This is a genomic window from Streptomyces sp. NPDC058758 (assembly GCF_042746075.1).
Taxonomy (GTDB): domain Bacteria; phylum Actinomycetota; class Actinomycetes; order Streptomycetales; family Streptomycetaceae; genus Streptomyces.
Genome location: NZ_JBHYPS010000064.1, coordinates 1 through 17,000 on the forward strand (window position 1 = coordinate 1; position 17,000 = coordinate 17,000).

The window sequence follows — 17,000 nt, forward strand, 5'->3', positions numbered from 1 at the left end:
CGCACTCCTGTACGCCGCGGGCTCACGTGACGGTGACCGGGGTCGGGAGTGCGCGTCGGACCGGCCGGCGGGGGTAAGGGCCCAGGGCGGCGGGGTTCGGGCGTGGTCGCGGGATTACCGGGACGGGGGGGTGCGGGTGGCGGTCTTGACCCTGCGGTAGGCCCAGGTGGTGGTGAGGGCGGTGAGGGCGGCGTCGATGCCGCCCGGGAACTCGGCCGGGGCATCAGCGTGGGGTCCGGGCGGTGATTCCGTAGCCGTCCGGCCAGGCCGCGGGCCGGAAGGAGCGGGGCCGCATCGGCGGCCGTGCGCCGGTCCTCGGCCGCGAGGCCTGCACACGGCGGAACGCCGTCGAACGCTGCGTCGACAGGCTCAGGAAGTAGCAGGGTCTTGCCGCCCGCTGCGTTAAGGCCGCTGTGCTCCGCCTCGCCGTCATCTTGATCTGGTCAGCGAGATGATCCGAGAGGAACTGCCCAGCCGCGCCCCGGCCTCTCGGGGTCAGGAGAAGGTGAGGACCGCCTTGCCGTGGAGGCCGCCGGAGCGGAGGGCGGTGACGGCGTCCGCGGCGGCGCTCCAGTCGCCGCGCCATGTGATGCCGGGGTCGAGCTCTCCGGCCGCGACGCGGTGGGCGAGCAGGCCCAGGTCGCGGTCGAGGCCGGCGCAGCCGAGCAGGAAGAAGGTGACGAGGGAGCGGTCGTGGCGTTTCTGGTCGCCGAAGAGTGCCCCGAAGGGGAAGTTTTCGCCGTGGCCGGAAGCGTGGCCGACGGCGACGAGGGTGCCGCTCTCGCGGAGCGTCCCGTAGGCCTCGACGAGCTGGTCGCCGCCCACCAGGTCAAGCACACCGTCCATCGGCCGGGCGGCCTGTCTGGGGGTGCCGACCACCTCGTGGGCGCCGAGGCGGCGCAGCAGGTCGCCGTGGGCGGCGGGGTCGCTCGTGCAGGCGATGACGTGTGCGCCGCCGGCGCGGGCGAGCTGGACGGCGTACCGGCCGACGCCGCCGGTGGCGCCGGTGATCAGGACGTCCCGTCCGAGGAGGGGGCCGATCCGGTGGAGGGCACGCAGGGCGCTGGTGGCGGCAACGGGGACGGTGGCCAGGGCGGCCGGGTCGGCTCCGGCGGGCGCGACTCCTGTCAGGGTGGTGTCGACGGCCCGTAGTTCGGCCCAGGCGCCGTCTCCCATGAGGGTCACGACGGGGGTCCCGGCGGCCGGTCCCGTGCCGTCGGCGGCGGGGCGTTCCACCACTCCGGCGGCGTCCCAGCCGAGAACGGCGCCCGGGGGCGCGGCGGCCAGGGCGAAGGCGATCTCGCCGGCGTTGAGGGAGGTCGCGGTGGTGCGGACGAGTGCCTGGTGGGGTGCGGGTTTCGGATCGGGGGCGGTGCCGAGGCGGAGGCCGCCGGGGGCCGAGGGGTCGACGAGAAGCGCGCGCATGGGTCCTCCAACGGACAGACCATCAAAATGCCACTGAGTGGCATAAGCCTATAGGGGGCGTTTGCTGCTCCGATACAGTGGATCCGATGACGGTCGAAACCCCCTCCCCGCTCCCGCTGCGGGAGCGCAAGAAGCTGCGCACCCGGCAGACCCTGATCGCCACCGCGCTCGAACTCTTCGGCGCGCACGGCTTCGACGGCGTGACCCTCGACGGGCTGTGCGAGGCCGCCGAGGTGTCGAAGCGGACCTTCTTCCGCTACTTCGCCGGCAAGGAGGACGTGGCGATGGCCCCCACCCAGGACCTGTGGACCGCGTTCCTCGACGTCCTGGAGACCGGCCCGGCCGACGAAGAGGCCGCCCGGCCACTGCTCGCCCTCCTCGTGGACCGCCTCGCGGGAGCGATCGCCCGGATGCCGGCCGACGGCTGGGCCGGGCGCGCCCTGGCCAGCCGCCGGCTCGCCGCCCGCACTCCCTCGATGGACGCCCACGGCCTCGCTTTCTGCGACCGCACCACCCGCGCCGCGCTAAGCGTCCTCGACCGCCGCTTCGTCCTCGACCAACCCGGCACCCTGCGCGCCCGCCTGGCCCTCGACATGCTCGTCTCCGCGTTCCACCAGGCCCTCGACTCCTGGGTGGCGCAGCCTGCCGGGCACACCGCCCAGGACCTGACCCGCCGCCTGCGCGCGGTCGCGGCGGAACTGCCGCAAGCGGCCACCACCCCGGCCGCCCCACGCCCCTGAGCCGCACGGGTACGGAAAAAAAGGGGGGCCCTGGCCGGCGAGCCCGACAACAATGCCACCGGCCACCGGCCGGTCCCGCAGCGGGCCGACCGCAAAAACCCACCCCGCCTCCGACGCCCGTCCAGCGGCCGCAGAGAAACCGCCCACGCCGTCGATCGAGGCCGAGTTCTACGAACTGGGGACCGGCCGCCCCGTGCCTCCGGACCGGATCTGGCCGGCGCGGCTGTGCGGCGACCATCTCGTGGCCGAGCGCCGCGAGGTGCTGCGGCAGTTCGCAGGCGGCATCGACGCCGCGGGCCGCCGGGTCCACCGCGCCTTCCCCGCCAGCGTGCGCGTGCCCGGAGAAGGCGTCGACATCACCGGCCAGCGGGGCGTCGAGGCCGTCCGCTTCGCCGACACCCGCGGCCCCCAGGCCGAGATCCCGCAGAACACCGGCCGCACGCTCCGCCTCAACCCCGACCGCAGCACGAAGATGGCCAGGATCATCGTGCCCGTCTTCCTGGAGCCGAACCAGGACCCCGAGGACATGGTCGCCTCCGCCACCTTCAAACCGCTCGCCGCCGTGCTCCAGGGCCCGCGCTCGCATGATGAGCACCTGATCGAACAGCTCACCCCCGGGCGCGCTCCAGCGGCAAGCGCAAGGTCCACCTGCGGCGCGACCAGGACGGGCGGATCATCCGGACCTCCGGCGGCACCGGCGACGCGGGCTGTGGTGTGGTGTGGTGCGGGGTGCCGGCGACGACGGCTGCAGGGTCTCGCGGCCCGCGGCACCGTTCGACGCCATGAGCTGCGGTTCCTCCTGCTGTCTCATGGCCTGGCCGTGGAGTTCCGTCTCGCTGTCGCGTCATTTCCTTTGCGGGGGCCTCCCTGCCGCAGAGGCCGTCCGTTGCCCGATGCGGCTCGGCTTCGCCGTCAGGGCAGCAGGACGACCTTGCCGAGGTTGGCACGCGCTTCGATGATCTCGTGCGCTCGCGCCGCCTCGGCCAGCGGAATCCGGGCGTGGACGACCGGTTGCAACCGCCCGGACAGGGTCAGCTTCCACAGCTCCTCGCCATGCTGGTCATAGAGCTCGCGCTGAGTGTTGGCAAACCTCGCCATGGCGAGACCGGTGAGGGTTTTCGACCCTGCCAGGAGGTCGAAGGCGGAAACAGTGCCGCCGCCCGAGTTGAAGAAGACGAGTCGCCCGCCCGGAGCAAGGGCGGAGACGGCGCGCGGGAGCAGATCTCCGCCGACTCCGTCCAGGACGACGTCGGCCGGCTCCCCCCAGTGCTCGCTGTCGTAGGTCACGACCTCGTCGGCGCCCAGACCGCGGAGGAATTCCGCCTTGGTGTGCGAGCTCACGGCCGCGACGACCCGTTCAACGCCCTGAAGCTTGGCCAGTTGGACCGCGAGATGTCCCACTCCGCTCGCGGCGCCCGTGATGAGGACGGACTCGCCCACGAGGGGGCGGGCCGTGGCGAGGGCGGCGAGGGCGACATGTCCGCTGCGCACGAGCGCGACGGCCTGGACGGCGCTCGCTCCGTCCGGTATGCGGCTCGCCATGAAGGCCGGGGCGAGTGCCAGTTCGGAGTACGAGCCGCCGCTGAAGGTGAGCGACGTGATGCGGTCGCCGACTTCGAAATCCGTTGCGTCCGGGCCGAGTGCGATCACCGTTCCGGCGACCTCGCCTCCAAGGACTCCCGGTAGCGGGGTCCTGCCGTCTTCTCCGCGTACCCTGCGCACGGAGGGAAGGGTCACGCCGATGGCTTCCGTGCGGACCAGCAGTTCCCCCGGGCCCGGCTCGGGGGGCTCTGCGTCTTCGACGCGCAGTGCTTCCGGACCGCCGTACTCATAGAACCGAACGCGCCGCATGCAGACCTCCACATCATTGGGGTCCCCAACGATACTGAAAGGTCGTGGGGGCCCCCAATGATTTTCTGGCTAGTCTGGCCCCATGTCCGAGACCACCCGCGCTCCCGCCCGTATCCGCTCCCTCCCCAGCTGGCTCCTGGGCCGTGCCGCGGCTCGGGGGCACCGGCTCGTCGCCGAGGCCCTGGCCCAGGTGGGCATGCGGATGATGCACCATGCCGTCCTGTCGGCCGTCGCCGAACTGGGTCCCGTATCGCAGGCCGACCTGGGCCGCAGCCTGGGCATCGATCCCAAGGACATGGTCACGATCCTCAACGACCTCCAGAACGACGGCCTGGTGACCCGCGCGCCGGACGCAAAAGACCGCCGCAAGAACACCATCGCCCTTTCGCCGAACGGGAAGCGCCGCCTGGTCCAGACGGAGAAACTGGGCCGTCAGGCGAACGACGAGCTGACCGCCGCCTTGACGCCCGCCGAGCGGACCCAGCTCATGAGCCTCCTCGCGCGCATGGTCCAGCCGGAAGAGCCCTGCGCCGCAACCGGCCCGGGTGGCGAATAGCGGCTCGTCACGCATGTCCGGGAAGACAGCGAGCCAGCCATTCCCACATGGGCGAGCCGGCAGGCCGGAGCCTCCGCCGCCAAAAAGGGTGAGCAGCTCGATCAGCAGGCCTCACGAAGGCCGCACAAGTGCCACCGATGCGCCATCGGGTCTGAGATCGCGCCGCGGAATTCGAGACCCTGTGACGGCGCCGAGGACGGGGCCGAGGACGGCAATCACCGTGGCGAGCACGGCGAAGTCCTTCCGGGCAAGTGGACGGGCGCGCGGACGGGCGGCCCGCACGGGCGCGGAGCGAAAAAGAGCAGCCGCACGACGGTCCGAAGCGTCTTCAACGTCCGGACGACATGCCCCCGCCACGGTGAACCGGGCGGCCGCCCAGGAAACGCCCGCCGGGCCCCGCAGCGCGGCGCGGACGGCCTTCGCGTCCGCGCTCTCCACAGCGGTCCGGGACCACAGCCCAGGCCCGGCGCCGGCGGCCGGCGCCGCACCGGAAGCCATCACCCACCGCCAGGCCGGCACCGGCAGCCGGCCCGCGGCCCGGCTCTCGCCGCAGGTCTCACGCATCACGTCACCCCCGTTCCCGCGCTCACGGCACGGCCCGACCAAGCCACGCCGGAAAAAGCAGAAAAATTCCGCTTGCTGCCAACAGGCCTGCTTCAGGGTAATTCTGGGGCGCGCCGCACAAGTCGCGCTCACATACGCGAGAGCGGGAATCACCCGGCCGGGTGGGCTGCGGCGTGCGGAAACGACGCTGCCCCCGGTGCGGTGCACAGGAGGCAGCGGGTGCGGGCGGCGTCGGGGGCCGACGGGCGTAAGGGCCCGGATACGGGCTATCCCCGCCACGTCGGTGGCGGGGACCGGGCGGCCGCAGGACGGAGAGGATCGGCCGTGCCCGGTGCGGCGGCCCGGGGCGGGGCTGCGGCGGGGAGGTCAGCTGCTGATGCCGACGGAGGAGACGTAGGCGTAGGCGCCGTAGTCGGAGTCGAGGTCGGTGATCACGTCGTCCCAGATCTCGTCGATGGTGTCGGCGTCCTTCTTCGCCCACGCGTCCACCAGGTCGCCCCAGATGTAGCGGACGGTGAGGGTGCGCTGGGAGAGGGTCGGGCGGCGGCGGGCTTCGGGGACGTGGGCCTGGTCGACGGGGTAGATCTCCATGCGCTGGCCGCGGCCGCCGTTGTCGAGGTGGCGGGCGAGCCAGCCGGAGCGGATCAGGTTCTCCCGGCGCCGGTGCCAGTACGCGGAATCGATCTTGTCCCGGTTGGCGGCGGTGGGCTACACCTTCCCCTTGCTCCGCATCCACGTCCGGATGGTGCGCGGGGAGACGCCCTGTTCGCGCAGGGCCTCGCGGCCGGCTTTGCTGTCGAGGTACCGCAGGCGGGCGGACAGGCCGCGCCGGGAGGTGACCGGCGAGGAGACGCCCGAGGTGTAGACGATCCGGTTGAGTTCCTGGATGAGGGCTTCGCCGCCCTTCATCCCGCGTGCTTCGAACCGCTGGAATTCACCCCAGCGCGACCACAGGTCGGGGGAACCGGGCATTACTTCCTACCTCCCAGAATGTAGGTGTCCTTCACCTTGACCTGCGCGAGATCCCGGCCCTCTGTGAAAACCTCGCGCCACTCTCCCGTGAGGTGGAGTTCGTCCGTACCGGAAACCTGCACGACCTGGAGACCGGCAGTACGGGCCTTGTGGGCTTTCATCCACAGGTTGGCGAACGCCTTCGAACGGATGATGTGCATCCAGTCCGGACGGCGGATCTCACGGTTCGCACTCGACTCCCCGATGGTGGAGACGAACTTCGAGTACATCGCCTTCACGTAGGTGACGGTGAGTTCGTCGCCCTCGGCGAGGGCGTTCCGGCGGACTTCGGCAAGAGCGCGGCGCATCTTCTCCAGCAGGGCCTCCGTCGCGCCGGAGACCAGGGAGCGGTGGATGACGGGCGCCTCGGCGAGGCCCTGGCGGGCGCAGTCGAGGAGCTGGCGGAGTGTGGACTCCGTGACCCACAGCCGGCCGGGTTCCTGGCGGGCGCCGAGGGGGTTGGGCAGGTCGGTGTGGTCCCAGTCGGCGGGGGTGATCAGGTGGACGCCGGCCTTCTTCGGGTCGTGCACGCCGCTGGTGTCCTCGCGCAGCTGGCCGATCGGCAGCCAGCACTTCAGAGCGGACAGGTAGGCGGCGTTCATGTCGAGCGCGGTCACCTCGAACTGCTCACCGTTTTTGGCCGCCTTGAAGATTTCCGGGTTCCGCCATTTCGGGCGGCCCTCCCAGATCTCATCGGCACCTTTCTGGGACTTCTTCCGCAGGATCTCGGCGGTCGGCGGGAATTCCGAGTGCTCGTACCTGCCGCCGACCCTGGACGATTTCATGAGCGCCATCACGTCCGGAATGGCCATCTTGATCAGCGCGGCCTCGGCGGCCGCGAGGTCGCCGCCCTGCTCCGCGAGGACGTCGTGGACGCGGTCGGTGATCTGCTCCATCACCGACCCCGAGGCGTAACCCGCCGCCCCCTTCCACCGCGTGTCCGGGGCTGGAGCGGGAGCGGCGGGAGCGGCGGAAGCGAGAGCGGCGGAAGCAGCGGAAGCGGGAGCGGGAGCGGGAGCGGAAGCAGCGGGAGCGGAAGCCGCCACAGGCGCGACCGGAGCGGCCGGAGCGGGCGCGGCCTCCGCGGGCGCAGCCGGGGGGACGACGGCCGCCGAACAGGCAGCGCCCACAGGCGCGGCCGGGGCAGGAGCCGAAGCCAGAGCGGAAGCGGCGGCCGCTGGAGCCGCCACGGACGCGGCCAGGGCGGGCGCAGCGTCGGCGGGCGCAGCAGCCGGAGCAGCTGGGGGGACGACGGCCGCCGAGCGGGAAGCACCCGCGGGCACAGACGCGGCCGGAGCGGCCAGGGCGGGAGCCGAAGCGGCAGCTGCGGATACTGCCGCAGGCGCGGGGGCGGGAGGAACATCGGCGGCCGCAGCAGCCGAAGGGGCGACGGCCGCCGAGCGGGCAGCGCCCGCGGGAGCGGCGGCGGCTTCGGCGCATTCCTCGGCGCTCAGGTGCTGGGGAAAGCCGTCGACTTCGTCCGCGGCCGGCTGCCCGCACAGCACGCACGGCCCCACCGGCAGCCGCGGAACCACCGAAGACGCCTCCCCCTCCGCCGCCGCCGGCGCACCGACCGGCGCCCTGACCGGCATCTCGGCCGGGGGCCCGTCGGGCAGGCAGGCCGGCACGAGGCGGACCGAGGGAACGGCGAGCACGCCCGGCTGGAGGGAGGGCACGGCGCCGTGCAGGACCCCGACCGCATGGGTGGGCCCGGCCAGCAGGTCCAGCACCGAGACCCCGTAGTGCGCGGCGAGGCCGTCGACATCCTCCAGCGACCAGTGCGCGGCCCCGGACTGCTTGCGGGACACCTGAGCCTGCGACAGGCCCAGCGCCCCGGCCACCACGGCCTGACGCTCACCGGTACGAGTCATCAACGCCGCGACCGTGAGCCTGAGACTTTCCTCGGTACTCAACATGATGCAACCCTAGCCCCCTTCATACGCAATACGCATGAGAGATGCGCTTATTGGTGGGTGAGGGTGTGTGCGAGGGGCCATGGGCCCGCTCGGCTCTGCGGGGTCTCAGGCGAGCCGGCCCAGCGCCTGCCAGAGCCGGCCGTCCCGCCCCCCTTCGGCGTCGTAGACGTGGACGGCGGCGCTCCGGCGCACCTCGCGCAACGCGCGGCGCCCGACGCTTGGCCACTGGCGGGCGAGGCGGTCGCGGCCGGGCCGACGCCACCAGGACCGGGACACCGTTCCGGTCGGTCAGCGCCACCGGCGTGCGGAGGCGGCCGGCCAGGACGGCCAGCCCCCCGGGCCACCGTCCCCGCAGGCGGCCGAGCAGCGGGGACCACGGCCACACATGTCCGGCGACGAAGGCGCATTGCCGCCAGTGCGCGCCAACCGCACGCATCGGGAAAACCAGCGTCCGGGGCGGTGGGTCCATCCCCACGCAAGCGGGGAGCAGACCCCCGGCACCGGCAGCGGCCGTCTGGGGCCCTCCCCGCGCGAGCGGGGAGCAGACCGACCCGTAGTAGGCGGCCCGGTAGGAGTCGGGGCCATCCCCACACGAGCCGGGAGCAGGGGTGCCGACGTACGACCAGTCCGACAGCCGATCGGAAGATCCCGGCTACGTGTGCGTGCGAGCCCAGAACTGGCGCGGCGCGAACCCCTCGCGTCGCAGCCAGTGCTCGGTATAGACGATCCGCTCGGCCTCGATCACGACGAGCGGCCCCGTTGGCGGTTCGTCGAGAGAACGCGACCGTTCGACGTGGTCGGACTGCCAGCGGAAGGCCGGCCAGTAGTGCTCAAAATCAGCGTCTTCTTCGGACAGCACGCGAGCCTGACCGAAGAGCTGGGCACCTCGGCTGCTGGCCTGCCCGACCAGCGGAGCGAAGATCCCGACCGACACCCGGGGATCCGCGGCGAGATTCCTCATCTTCGGCGAACCAGGGGCCGTGGAAAACATCACCGCGAAGTCGAGATGGAAGTACCGCACCGGCGTCGCGAGCGGCCCCTCCGGTCCCGCCGTCGCGAGCACGCACATGTTCTGCGACGACAGCAGATTGAGTATTCGCTCTTCCAGCCGCTCGCGATCGAGTCGCTGCTTCGGAGACGGGCCGGCCAGCCAAGGATTGGTCACAGGCATGATCAAGTATCCCACGCCCTGCCCCGGAGCTCTCCGACCTGGACGGCCACCCCGGTCGGTAGTGCAGTTAAAACGTCGACATCTCATCAGCCGTCGATCACCAACTGCCGCCGGAAGTCACCGACAAGCGCTGTCGACTGAAGTCGACGAAGCCAGAGCGGCTATCCGGGCGCTTCCCGGGCCTTCGCCGCACGGGCCGGGCCCCAGGCCGGGGGCGTTGGGGGCGGCCCGGCGGCACTGCCCCCTGGCTGGCCTCCAGGGCACCGGGCCTGGCCCGCGCACGCCATATCGGCACAGGCTGGAGCAGCCCCTACCGGCGCGGTACGGGCGTGGTGGGGTCGGTGCCGGGATCCGCGGGACCGTCCCCGAGCGGACGCCGCCCGGTTCGCGGCGCGGGCAGGCGACGGTCGGGGACGGCAGTCCACTCCCCCACGGCGGCGAGGCTTGCGGCGGTGCGAGCCCACCGGTCGGTCGGGAGCCGGTCGGGAACATCGGGGCCCGGCCCGAGCGGGCGGCGGTGTGGTGGTCGCCTTGCACAGTCTCCGCCGCCCTTGACGGGGCGTCGGACGGCGGCCGGGTCTCCGCCCCGCCGCGAGGAGAGGGAAGAAGGAGACCTCTCCTGGTCTCCAGGAGAGGTGTCGGCGGGGGAATCGAGTGACCCACGGCCCCTGACCAGGCCGAACGCGGGACGTGGCAGTGAGGGCACGCAACCGGTGACGCAACTGGCGGTGCAACCCGTGACGGAACGGATGGTGCAACTGCTGATGAAACCGGTGACGCAACCTGGCCGGTGGCACCGGGCTGTTCACGAGAACGGGAGGCACCCGGCCCGCGGGACGGGCCGGGCGGCCGGCCCGGGACGAGGCCGGCGCGGGCGCCGGGCCACCAGGCGCCGGGTGGCGGGGTGGTGGTGCCGGGTCAGGTCCACCCCGAGCCGCCCTCCTCGACCTCGGCCTCGGCGGGCACGGCGGACGGGGCCGGGGAGTTCGCCGCGGGCCGTAGTGATCGACCGCGCTGACCACTGCCCCGGGGAGAGAGGCGGCCATGACTTGCGCCTCCGCCAGGGGCAGCTCCTGGATCTCTGCGGTGACCAGGTAGTCCTCGAGGGGAGTAACGAGGTCCAGCAGGCGTCGCGCGGCCGGGTAGACGGTCGGAAGGTCGGCGTTCCGCAGGATCGGCAAGGTGCTCGATGTGCTCATGGCCGCTCGCCCTGACACGTCCGGCCACGGTCATTCACGCCAGGGCAGGGGGGCGAACTCTGCCGGTGTCCTCTGTCCGTGTTCGGCAGGGGTTTGCGCACAACCTCCTGCAGCGTCCGTGAGTCTGAACGGGGACAGCGTGACCGCGTCGGGCCTTTCCTGGAGGTTTCCTTGCAGTTCCGTACCATCAGCTCTATTCGTCTGGGCTCCTCTATAGCGGCAGCTCTGGCTCTGACAGCCGTCGCGGGCGTGTTCGTCGTGCCCTCGGCGGCGGCCTCCTCCGCCGACTCGCCCGCAGTGCCCTTCCCCTCGCTTCTGCCCGGAACGAGGCTGCTCAGCGCGGGGGCCGAGGGCTACGTCCTGTACGTCCCCACCGGTCACCAGGACTACTCGACGTACCGCTGGGTCCCTTACTCGGGCGGCCCGGCCCGCGACTTCACGCCCTTCTACGCCGAGGGGCTGAGCGATGTGTCCGGGGAGCTGCTGGCCGGGACGGACGACGGCTACAACGGCCTGGGCGTCGATCTGGCCACCGGCGAGACCTGGCGCACCGAACAGCTGCCCGATGTGATCGATGCCCTCTACGTGGGCACCGCCGGGTCGGCCATCGCCCTGAGGCCTGATAACGACCAGGGGGAGAAGAACCCCCTGTGGCTGGACACGAAGGACGCGGCGCCTCGCGAGGTCCGGGGGCTGCCCGCGGGGACCAGCTATCTGAAGGTACGGCCAGCCACCGCGACGGTCGGTCTGCTGGATTTCCGTACCGCCGAGGGCGAACAGCGGGTGGGGCTGATCGACCTGGTGACCGGGACGGTGTCGGAGACGTATCCGAGGGTGCAGGCGGTCTCGGCGACCCGGACGGCGTGGATCGAGGAGGGAAGCTCGACCTCCGGGCGTAACGTGGTGGTCCGCGAGCGGGCGACCGGCAAGCACGTGATCGTCCCGGTGGCAGGCACCGGCGCCCTCGCCGTGGAACTGCTCGGTGACTGGCTGCTGTTCGGGGGTCAGGCGCGGCACCTTGTGACCGGGACGACGGTCACTCTCTTCGATCGGGTCGACGCTCTGTCCACCGTCACCGATGGGACAGCAGTCATCGCCCAGGGCAGCCGGGGAGGAAACATCGGCATCCACCGCGTCGCGCTCGGTGCCGACGGCAAGCCCGTGGTGACGTTCGTGGCCCGCAGCACCACCCCGGCCGGCCTCGCCCACGACATCGATGCCGACGGCTACCCCGACCTCCTGGGTCGGGACGCCGCGGGGACGATGTGGCGGGACAGTGCCGCGGACGGGCGCCCCCGGGCGTCGGCAGGCACCGGCTGGCAGGGCTACGACAAGATCGAGGTCGTCGGCGATACCGTCGTCGCCGGCCGCGGTGACAACTACGCGGCGGACGTCGTCACGCGGGATACGGCCGGTGTCCTCTGGCTCCACCAGGGCGACGGCCGGGGAAGTTTCCTTCCCCGCACGCGAATCGGCGGCGGCTGGCAGGTCTACAACAAGATCGCCGGTGGCAGCGACCTCACCGGAGACGGCCGCCCCGACCTCGTGGCCGTCGACAAGGCCGGTGGGCTCTACCTCTACCCAGGCACCGGTCGCGTCAGCTACCCCTACGAGACCCGCAAGAAGATCGGTACCGGCTGGGGCATCTACAACCAGCTCACCGCGGTCGGCGACATCGGCGGCGCCCCGGGCGGCGACCTCGTGGCCCGCGACAAGGACGGCCTCCTGTGGCTCTACCTCGGCAAGGGCGACGGCACCTACACCGCCCGCAAGCTCATCGGAGGCGGCTGGCAGGTCTACGGCCAGCTCACCGGCGCCGGGGACGTGAACCACGACGGTAGGGCCGACCTCCTCGCCCACCACCCGGACACCAAGCAGGTCTACCTCTACACCGGGACCGGTGACTGGCGCAGTCCCTTCGCCAAGAGAACCCTCACGGACGTCCACCCGGGAGCGGCCTACAACCACATCGCCTGATCGACCCGAACGAGGAGGAAACGGGCAGCGCGGGCGCGGAGTTCGGTGAGGCCCGGCGGCGGACGGCAGTACGGACCTGGCCGACCGGGCAGCCGAGACGGGCGACCGCCTGCCCAGGGCCGCGGGGTACGGCGTTTCCTCCCCGTCAGGTACACGCGAACGCGGCCGCCTGCCCGGCCACCACAAGGCCCAGGCCACCCGACAGCCAGCCCCGAGACAGGGCAGGCCCCTCCAGGATGGGACACCGCCCCATCCTGGAGCGACGCCCGAAAGCGCCCTTGACCGGCCGCCCTGCCCCGCCCCCTCAAAGCCCGGACGGCCCCGGCCCCCCGGGCTGCACAAGACCCCCTTCAGGGTGGGGGCATACCCCTGCACCCCGGCGGCCGCGTTCAGGTCCGCACCGACAGCTGAAGATCCATGCCCCCCGTCCTCGAGGAGCCGGAAGAGGCACGGCGCGGCCGGCGCCCGGCGCTGTCGCGGACCACACTCCTGGAACACGCCACCGCCTGGGACCTGCGCACGGTCATGGCCCCCATCAGGAGGTCGAGGAGGCCGCAGTGTTCGCGGACAAGCTGCCCGAGGCCGCTGCCGAGCGGTACGTGACCGACGCCTCGACGCCGACCTGGCGGCCGCCGGGAAGCTGCCCGCGCCGTCGTCGATCGAGGCCGAGTTCTACGAACTGAGGGCCGGCCGCCACGTCCCGCCGGCCCGGCTGTGGCCGGCGCGGCTGTGCGGCGACCATCTCGTGGCCGAGCGCCGCGAGGTGCTGCGGCAGTTCGCAGGCGGCATCGACGCCGCGGGCCCCCGGGTCCACCGCGCCTTCCCCGCCAGCGTGCGCGTGCCCGGAGAAGGCGTCGACATCACCGGCCAGCGGGGCGTCGAAGCCGTCCGCTTCGCCGACACCCGCGGCTCCCGGAGGTCGTGTGGCGGGCGGGCGTCGACCTCGACCCGCTCGACGTGGCCGACCCCCAGGACGCGCGCTGGCTGGAGTGCCTGGTCTGGCCCGAGCAGCACCAGCGCCTGGGCCGGCTCCGGGACGCCATGCGGATCGCGCGCGCCGAGCCCCCGACGCTGGTCCGCGGCGACCTCAACGAGACCATCCGCGACCTGGTCGCCGCCGCCCCCGCGGGAGCCACCCCCGTCGTCCTCCACAGCGCGGTCCTCGCCTACCTGCCGCACGGGGAGCGCGAGGCCTTCGCCGCCACCATGCGGGAGCTCGGCTGTCCCTGGATCTCCAATGAGGCCCCGGGCGTCCTCCCCGCCGTGGACCACCGGCTGCCGCCGGGGCCTCGGCCCGACCGCCTGCTGTTCACCCTCGCACTGAACGAGCGGCCGCTCGCCCGCACCGGCCCGCACGGTCAGCACCTGGAGTGGCTGCCCACCCATGAACAATGAGCCTCTTCAGCGGTCACACCAGGGGGGATCGCCTCTTCCCGGTTGAGCTGGCCGCTGAGCTGCGGCAGCAGCCAGCTCCGACGGATGTAGCCGTCACCCGATCGTGGGCGTTCTGAAGAAGCTCCATGATCGGCCGGACAAGTCCTCGTGGCCTGAGTCGGAGATTCGCCACCGGCGCAAGCAGAGCGAGGAGGAGACGGACGTGGAGAGGCGGCGGCTCATCGGCGTGGTGGCGACGGCCGCGGGATCGTCGGCTCTGCCCGGCATCGCGCGGGCCCGGGACGGCACCGAGGGCGGTCCGGCCGGCGGCGGGGACGATGATCCGGCGTATCTGGCGGCGGCGTTCGAACGGCACCGCGGCGGGTGCCGGGGCCGCGCGCCGGAGGCGGTACTCGCCGAGATCCATCAGGACCTGGGGCTGCTGGGCGAAGTCCTGAACCGCCCTCACCCCGCGGGACCGGGCGGAGCTCGCTCGCGGACGAGGTGATGGTGATGCCGAGAACGGTCCACGCGCCGAGATCGAGTGGGGCCACAAGGAGCCCGGGCCGCAGCCGCAGCCGCTGCCGCCTGACCATCCCGCTTCGTGCCGCCGACGTTTGATCTCGGCTGGAGGGGAACACGCTCTGGCGAGGTGATGGACTGTGCCCAGACCGGGCGAGAGACGCTGCCGGATACGAGCGGCCGCCGCTGGAAAAATCGCATACCTGCGGCGGGCCGCACGCAGCTCAGGCAGCGAGCGTGACAACCTCGTCCTCGGCGCCAAATCCGTGGTCGCGGCCATGGCCGCCTGGGTGATCGCCCGCTACCTGCTGCCGCCGACCGTTTCCACGTTCGCACCGTTCACCGCCCTGGTCGCCCTGCAGGCCACCGTGTACCGCTCGGTGCGCGACTGCGTCCAGTACCTGCTGGCGATGGCGGTGGGCGCCGCACTCGCGGCATGCCTGGCCGCCACCGCGGGGATCCACGGCTGGACGTTCGGACTCCTCACCCTGATCGCGCTCTGCCTGGGAAGGAGCGAACGGTTCGGTCAACAGGGCACCCAGGTCGCCATCGTGGGCTTCTTCGCGTTCTCCTCCGGCCAGGGACGCATCGACTACATCGGCCACCTGGCCGCCTCCGTGGCCCTCGGCGCGCTATGCGGTCTCACCGCCCACCTCGTCCTGGCGCCCGCCCGCCACGTCCACCACAGGCAACAGGCCGTCGCCGACTTGCACACCGCGATAAGCCGCCGCCTCGACGACTTGGCCGAGATCCTCGAAGGAAACAACCCCGACACCCAGCGCATCCGGCACTGGCGCCGCGACTGGGACAAAATCGCCGCCGAATGCGAACGCATCCAGGCCGGCATCGACAACGAGATCGAGAACAACCGCCTCCACCCCCGCCGCGCCGCCGACAGCGCCAAAGCCGCCCTGCCCCGCGCCCGTGACGCCGTCACCGTCGCCGAACGCGCCATGGACCACCTGCGCTCCCTGACCCGCACCGTCGACTACGCCCTCGAAAACGAAGAAATCCAGAACCTGCCGGCGTCCTTCCGGACCGCCTCCAGCACGCTGCTGCGAAAAGCAGCCACAGCGATGCAGGAGATCGGCCGGACATCCCCCACCGACTCCCGGCGCCTGGACCGACTGATCGCCGACGCGGAAACAGAACTCGACCGAGCAGAACAGCAAGAACGCGCAACCGCCGACGCCACCCCGACGGTACACACCCTCCAGGGAACCGTCCTCACGGACATCAGCCGCCTGCTGGCCGAACTCCACTCAGGCCGCAAAGCCCTGACCCCCGAACCCTGAGCGAGCCGCCTCATCCCGCCCTGAAGGGCGAAAAAAACTCACTGAGCCTTTTTCATCCTGAACAGTTGCAGGTCAGGAGCGTGTGGATGGCTTGGACGATGGTGCCGATGCGGCGGGTGGAGCATCGGGCTCGGCGGAGGATGCGCCAGGACTTCAGCTGGGCGAAGGCGCGTTCCCCGGGAGCCCTCAGGCGGGCGTGGTCGCGGTTGAACTGCTGGTATTGCTCGGGCTGTTCGCGGTGGTTCTTGTATGGGGTGCGGACGGTGGCGCCGGCGCCCTGGTAGGCGCGGTCGGCCAGGACGAGGATCTCTCTGGTGAGGCAGGCCTGAACGATGCCGTGGGCCCGGGCCGCGGTCAGATCGTGGGTCCGGCCGGGTGTCGCGTGGGAGAACCACAGGGGTGTGCCGTCGGGGCGGGCGATGACCTGCACGTTCATGCCGTGCTTGCGGTGTTTTTGCGAGTAGTAGGGTTCGTCGGCGGCGATGCGGTCGATGGGGATCAGCGTGCCGTCGACGATGACGAAGTCACCCTCGCCCAGACCGGTCAGGGCTTCGTGCAGACCTGGTGTCCAGGCCGCGAGGACATCGAGGGTCTCGTCAACGTAGCGCCAGGCAGTCGTGGTCGAGACGCCGAAGCCGGCCGCGAGCTGGGTAAACGTCTCGTTCTTCCGCAGGTGGGCCAGCGTGAGGAGAGCCTGCTTGAAGCAGCCGAGCCGTCTCCATGGCGAGTTCAGTTCACGCCTTCGGGCGTAGATCAGCCAGGAGACATGCTCGACCAGCTCGTACGAGACGTCGAGCGTGGCAGGATACGGAACCAACAGGGCCCCCGGGCTGTCGGCAGTGTCGAGTGGAATCGACACCGCCAACGACCGGGGGCTCTGCCACGTCACCACCCCAGCTGACCAGGCCTTGTAGCCTTTCAGGGGCAGGATGAAAAAGGCTCACTCACGGCGAGACACGAAAGCCAGCTCTTCGAATGCTGGACGCCACGGCCCAAGTCCATGAAACCCACGAAGGGCCGCTTCAACGACGGCGGGGGAAAACGACTTCTGAAGCCTCATTCCGCTCGCCTGATCCAGAGAAAGAGATGCTCCCAAATTTCCGTAGATATCCTGCACTCGATACTCTCCGGGAGGCTCGACCCAAACCTTGTACACGGGAGCAAGGATCTCTTCAGAAATGTCACGATTCCCTACAATCGACCAGACACCTTCCTTAATCCGAAGATCCATGGTCTCCAGAAGAAAGATCGGATCATCCAGCTCGAGAGAATCAACTTCATATGACTCTTCAGCGCTCAAAAGCTCAGAGAAAACCGACAGCAGCACATTGCCACGCAGTCTTTCGACAACTTGAGCAAAAGAGATCCGCTTTCCGATCACCGGAATGGCAAGCACATC

14 protein-coding genes and 2 pseudogenes are annotated in these 17,000 nt (G+C 71.2%); 8 read left to right on the top strand and 8 right to left on the bottom strand.

Translation table 11 applies throughout. The features are described from left to right. Positions 1-495: 495 nt before the first annotated feature. A complete protein-coding gene (locus ACFW6A_RS37320) occupies positions 496-1,425 on the bottom strand; it encodes a zinc-binding dehydrogenase (RefSeq protein WP_386646242.1) in 930 nt (309 codons plus the stop codon). An 86-nt stretch (positions 1,426-1,511) separates the two neighbouring features. On the opposite strand from ACFW6A_RS37320, the gene ACFW6A_RS37325 reads away from it, so the two are divergent. Both ACFW6A_RS37325 and ACFW6A_RS37330 read left to right on the top strand, forming a co-directional pair. Then, positions 1,512-2,165 (top strand): TetR/AcrR family transcriptional regulator, encoded by a 654-nt coding sequence (locus tag ACFW6A_RS37325; protein ID WP_386646245.1) that lies wholly within the window; start codon positions 1,512-1,514, stop codon positions 2,163-2,165. Between the two features lie 106 nt (positions 2,166-2,271). Next, positions 2,272-2,867: pseudogene (locus tag ACFW6A_RS37330) on the top strand (helicase); the annotation flags it as partial. Between the two features lie 210 nt (positions 2,868-3,077). Here the strand turns inward: ACFW6A_RS37330 and ACFW6A_RS37335 are convergent. Beyond that, positions 3,078-4,016: a zinc-binding alcohol dehydrogenase family protein gene (locus ACFW6A_RS37335; RefSeq protein WP_386646248.1), complete on the bottom strand. Its 939-nt coding sequence runs from the start codon at positions 4,014-4,016 to the stop codon at positions 3,078-3,080. Positions 4,017-4,098: 82 nt separating this feature from the next. On the opposite strand from ACFW6A_RS37335, the gene ACFW6A_RS37340 reads away from it, so the two are divergent. Beyond that, entirely contained in the window at positions 4,099-4,572 is a 474-nt protein-coding gene (locus ACFW6A_RS37340) for a MarR family winged helix-turn-helix transcriptional regulator (protein WP_351854872.1), read from the top strand. A gap of 930 nt (positions 4,573-5,502) precedes the next feature. Here the strand turns inward: ACFW6A_RS37340 and ACFW6A_RS37345 are convergent. The 4 genes from ACFW6A_RS37345 to ACFW6A_RS37360 all read right to left on the bottom strand — a co-directional run bounded on the left by ACFW6A_RS37345 (position 5,503) and on the right by ACFW6A_RS37360 (position 9,234). After that, a complete protein-coding gene (locus tag ACFW6A_RS37345; protein WP_386646252.1) occupies positions 5,503-5,727 on the bottom strand; it encodes a hypothetical protein in 225 nt (74 codons plus the stop codon). A gap of 117 nt (positions 5,728-5,844) precedes the next feature. After that, the gene (locus tag ACFW6A_RS37350; protein WP_386646255.1) at positions 5,845-6,108 is read right to left on the bottom strand and encodes a hypothetical protein; all 264 of its coding nucleotides are present in this window, start codon (positions 6,106-6,108) and stop codon (positions 5,845-5,847) included. Further along, positions 6,108-8,063 carry a helix-turn-helix domain-containing protein gene (locus ACFW6A_RS37355; protein WP_386646258.1) on the bottom strand — a complete coding sequence of 652 codons (1,956 nt, stop codon included), beginning with the start codon at positions 8,061-8,063 and terminating at the stop codon, positions 6,108-6,110. The genes ACFW6A_RS37350 and ACFW6A_RS37355 overlap by 1 nt, the downstream gene beginning before the upstream one ends. A 652-nt stretch (positions 8,064-8,715) precedes the next feature. Further along, on the bottom strand, positions 8,716-9,234 hold the full coding sequence (locus ACFW6A_RS37360) for a pyridoxamine 5'-phosphate oxidase family protein (protein WP_386646261.1): 519 nt from the start codon (positions 9,232-9,234) through the stop codon (positions 8,716-8,718). A 1,370-nt stretch (positions 9,235-10,604) separates the two neighbouring features. Between ACFW6A_RS37360 and ACFW6A_RS37365 the strand changes: the two genes are divergently transcribed. The 5 genes and pseudogenes from ACFW6A_RS37365 to ACFW6A_RS37385 all read left to right on the top strand — a co-directional run bounded on the left by ACFW6A_RS37365 (position 10,605) and on the right by ACFW6A_RS37385 (position 15,601). Further along, a complete protein-coding gene (locus tag ACFW6A_RS37365; protein WP_386646264.1) occupies positions 10,605-12,410 on the top strand; it encodes an FG-GAP-like repeat-containing protein in 1,806 nt (601 codons plus the stop codon). 411 nt (positions 12,411-12,821) lie between these two features. Continuing rightward, positions 12,822-13,326, top strand: a pseudogene (locus ACFW6A_RS37370) (helicase); the annotation flags it as partial. 5 nt (positions 13,327-13,331) lie between these two features. Further along, on the top strand, positions 13,332-13,805 hold the full coding sequence (locus tag ACFW6A_RS37375; protein ID WP_386646267.1) for a DUF2332 family protein: 474 nt from the start codon (positions 13,332-13,334) through the stop codon (positions 13,803-13,805). 103 nt (positions 13,806-13,908) lie between these two features. Continuing rightward, a complete protein-coding gene (locus ACFW6A_RS37380) occupies positions 13,909-14,292 on the top strand; it encodes a hypothetical protein (RefSeq protein WP_386646270.1) in 384 nt (127 codons plus the stop codon). Between the two features lie 154 nt (positions 14,293-14,446). Beyond that, the gene (locus ACFW6A_RS37385) at positions 14,447-15,601 is read left to right on the top strand and encodes an aromatic acid exporter family protein (protein WP_386646273.1); all 1,155 of its coding nucleotides are present in this window, start codon (positions 14,447-14,449) and stop codon (positions 15,599-15,601) included. A gap of 52 nt (positions 15,602-15,653) precedes the next feature. Here the strand turns inward: ACFW6A_RS37385 and ACFW6A_RS37390 are convergent, their stop codons facing one another. Then, positions 15,654-16,460 (bottom strand): IS5 family transposase, encoded by an 807-nt coding sequence (locus ACFW6A_RS37390; protein WP_386646291.1) that lies wholly within the window; start codon positions 16,458-16,460, stop codon positions 15,654-15,656. An 81-nt stretch (positions 16,461-16,541) separates the two neighbouring features. After that, a complete protein-coding gene (locus tag ACFW6A_RS37395) occupies positions 16,542-16,997 on the bottom strand; it encodes a hypothetical protein (protein ID WP_386646276.1) in 456 nt (151 codons plus the stop codon). Between the last annotated feature and the right edge of the window lie 3 nt (positions 16,998-17,000).

Coding starts and splice junctions, on each gene's coding strand:
- ACFW6A_RS37320 (WP_386646242.1), bottom strand. CDS start 1,425: ATGCGCGCGCTTCTCGTCGACCCCTCGGCCCCCGGCGGCCTCCGCCTC.
- ACFW6A_RS37325 (WP_386646245.1), top strand. CDS start 1,512: ATGACGGTCGAAACCCCCTCCCCGCTCCCGCTGCGGGAGCGCAAGAAG.
- ACFW6A_RS37335 (WP_386646248.1), bottom strand. CDS start 4,016: ATGCGGCGCGTTCGGTTCTATGAGTACGGCGGTCCGGAAGCACTGCGC.
- ACFW6A_RS37340 (WP_351854872.1), top strand. CDS start 4,099: ATGTCCGAGACCACCCGCGCTCCCGCCCGTATCCGCTCCCTCCCCAGC.
- ACFW6A_RS37345 (WP_386646252.1), bottom strand. CDS start 5,727: ATGGAGATCTACCCCGTCGACCAGGCCCACGTCCCCGAAGCCCGCCGC.
- ACFW6A_RS37350 (WP_386646255.1), bottom strand. CDS start 6,108: ATGCCCGGTTCCCCCGACCTGTGGTCGCGCTGGGGTGAATTCCAGCGG.
- ACFW6A_RS37355 (WP_386646258.1), bottom strand. CDS start 8,063: ATGTTGAGTACCGAGGAAAGTCTCAGGCTCACGGTCGCGGCGTTGATG.
- ACFW6A_RS37360 (WP_386646261.1), bottom strand. CDS start 9,234: ATGCCTGTGACCAATCCTTGGCTGGCCGGCCCGTCTCCGAAGCAGCGA.